Here is a 1,944-nt window from a genome sequence, read left to right on the forward strand (position 1 = left end):
GCCGTTGCTCAACGTCACGGTGACTGGCGAGCCAGCGGCGTTGGTCAGGGTCGCGGTGTAGACGATCGAACCACCTTCAGCGACGGTGCCAGTGGCAGTCAGCGACAGGTTAGTGGTGTCGACAGTGTCAGTGACATTGGTAGAAACCGGCGTCTTGTCAGCGACCAGATTCTCGTAGTTTCCGCCGGTTACACCGGTGATCGCGTTGGTCAGCGGCGCATGGCCGGTCAGCGCATCGTTTGGCGCGGTGGTGGTGACGGTGCCAGTGGTTTTACCCACTTCGATGGTGATGTTCTGGCCGTTGGACAGAGTGACGGTCACCGGTGAGCCAGTGACTGGTGCGCCAACAGTGGCGGTGTAGGTCACAGTGCCGCCTTCGGCCACCGAGGTATCGGCGGTCAGTTTGACGGTAGAGGTGTCGATGGTGTCGGTGACGTCGGTCACTGCCGGCACGGTGCTCGGCACCAGGTTCTCGAAGTTGCCACCGGTAGCGGTGGAAATGGTCGCTTCGACTTTGCCCGCGTCTTTGTAAACGTCGTCCGCCGGAGCCGGAACGGTCACGGTGCCAGTGGTCTTACCGGCGTCGATGGTGATCACGGCGCCGTTGGACAGAGTCACGGTGACTGGCGAGCCAGCGGCGTTGGTCAGCGTTGCGGTGTAGATGATCGAGCCGCCCTCGGCGACCGTGTTGGTGGCGCTCAGCGACAGGTTGGTGGTGTCGACGGTGTCGGTGACCGTGGTGTTGACCGGGGTCTTGTCGGCCACGAGGTTTTCGTAGTTGCCACCGCTGACGTTGGTGATCGCGTTGGTCAACGGCGCATGACCGGTCAGCGCATCGTTTGGTACGGTGGTGGTCACGGTGCCGGTGGTTTTACCGATGTCGATGGTGATGGTCTGGCCGTTGGACAGGCTCACGGTCACCGGCGAACCGGTCACAGGCGCACCGACTGTGGCGGTGTAGGTGACAGTGCCACCCTCGGCCACGGTGTCAGTGGCGGTGAGTTTCACGCCTGTGGTGTCGATGGTATCGGTGACACTGGTCACGGCTGGCGTGGTGCTTGGCACCAGGTTTTCGAAGCTGCCACCGCTGGCATTTTTGATTGTGGCCTGAACGGTGCCGGCGTCCTTGTAGACGTCATCGGCTGGCGCTGGAACCGTCACGGTGCCAGTGGTTTTGCCGGCGTCGATGGTGATCACGGCGCCGTTGCTCAACGTCACGGTGACTGGCGAGCCAGCGGCGTTGGTCAGCGTTGCGGTGTAAACAATCGAGCCACCTTCGGCCACGGTGCCGGTCGCGCTGAGCGACAGATTCGTGGTGTCGACGGTGTCGGTGACAGTGGTATTGACCGGGGTTTTGTCAGCCACGAGGTTTTCGTAGTTGCCGCCGCTCACGTCGCTGATGGCGTTGGTCAGCGGCGCATGGCCGGTCAGCGCATCGTTCGGCGCAGTGGTGGTCACGGTGCCGGTGGTTTTACCCACATCGATGGTGATGTTCTGGCCGTTGGACAGAGTCACCACAACCGGCGAACCGGTTACCGGCGCACCGACGGTAGCGGTGTAGGTGACGGTGCCACCTTCCGCAGCAGACTCGGTCGCGGTCAGTTTGACCGTGGTGGTGTCGATGGTATCGGTGACGTTAGTCACGGCTGGCGTGGTGTTGGTTACCAGGTTCTCGAAGTTGCCACCGGTGGCAGTCGAAATGGTCGCTTCGACTTTGCCCGCGTCTTTGTAGACGTCATCGGCTGGCGCTGGAACAGTCACGGTGCCAGTGGTTTTACCAGCTTCGATAGTGATGACAGCGCCGTTGCTCAGGGTCACGGTCACTGGCGAGCCGGCGGCGTTGGTCAAGGTCGCGGTGTAAACGATCGACCCGCCTTCAGCCACGGTACCGGTCGCGGTCAGCGACAGGTTGGTGGTGTCGACGGTGTCGGTGACGGTGGTATT

At 62.2% G+C, this 1,944-nt stretch carries 1 protein-coding gene; it reads right to left on the reverse strand.

Features of this window, described 5'->3' with window-relative positions; translation table 11 throughout:
- On the reverse strand, window positions 1-1,944 hold a 1,944-nt coding region (locus PseAD21_RS29295; RefSeq protein WP_371859117.1), incomplete at both ends, for an immunoglobulin-like domain-containing protein.

This window comes from Pseudomonas sp. AD21 (assembly GCF_002878485.1).
GTDB lineage: Bacteria > Pseudomonadota > Gammaproteobacteria > Pseudomonadales > Pseudomonadaceae > Aquipseudomonas.